This window comes from Mesorhizobium sp. M7D.F.Ca.US.004.03.1.1, from assembly GCF_003998635.1.
Classification (GTDB): Bacteria; Pseudomonadota; Alphaproteobacteria; order Rhizobiales; family Rhizobiaceae; genus Mesorhizobium; species Mesorhizobium loti.
This window is the reverse complement of the sequence record NZ_RZQG01001641.1, coordinates 1-630: the sequence shown is the minus strand read 5'-3', so window position 1 is coordinate 630 and position 630 is coordinate 1. Positions and strand designations below refer to the sequence as shown.

1 protein-coding gene is annotated in these 630 nt (G+C 53.5%); it reads right to left on the bottom strand.

The genetic code is table 11. From position 1 onward, the window contains the following. Positions 1 to 149: 149 nt before the first annotated feature. Positions 150 to 630 (bottom strand): AAA family ATPase (locus EN935_RS39240; protein WP_164771890.1); only part of this gene is annotated, 481 nt, incomplete at its 5' end.

Sequence of the window (630 nt, the reverse complement as noted above, 5' to 3'; positions counted from 1 at the left end):
ATATGCTGCAGCTGCGGTAGATGAATCCCGCTCGCCGGCTTCCGCTTCTACGAGGCCAGACAGAAGATTCTTACGTGCCATATTTTACCTCCAGGCAGCGTAGGCCGTTGAATACATTTGGAAAAGGTGCACTTTTGTCAGCAGACAAGTCAGCGCCCCCATGCTTCATGAATCAAAGCTACGATTTCGCCATTAACGACGTCCAAGGCTTCCATTGCCCGCTCGTATGTGGACCGGGTCATCGCATTCTTTTCGACTTCGTAGAGGGTCTGCTTGGTAATCCCCGCATCGGAAATCGCCGTTGATTTCAGCATCTGGTTCTTTAGGATGAATTCGCCGAACAGCGTATGCAGGAATGCCACCATCTGCGCTTGCGGCTGGTCCGTAGGTTCGAATCGAGTAACAAGGTAGCGATACCACTCCAGATTCACCTCGGCACCGGCCGCTCTGATCGGCTCCAGGATGTTCCCGAGCATCAGCAGAAACTGGCCCATGCTCATCACATCGAGCATCTGCGGATGGATCGTGATCAACACTGAAGTCGCTGCGGTCAGTGCAGTGATCGTCAGGTAGCCAAGCTGCGGCGGACAATCGATAACTATGACATCGTAGCGATCGTCGACCTCCATC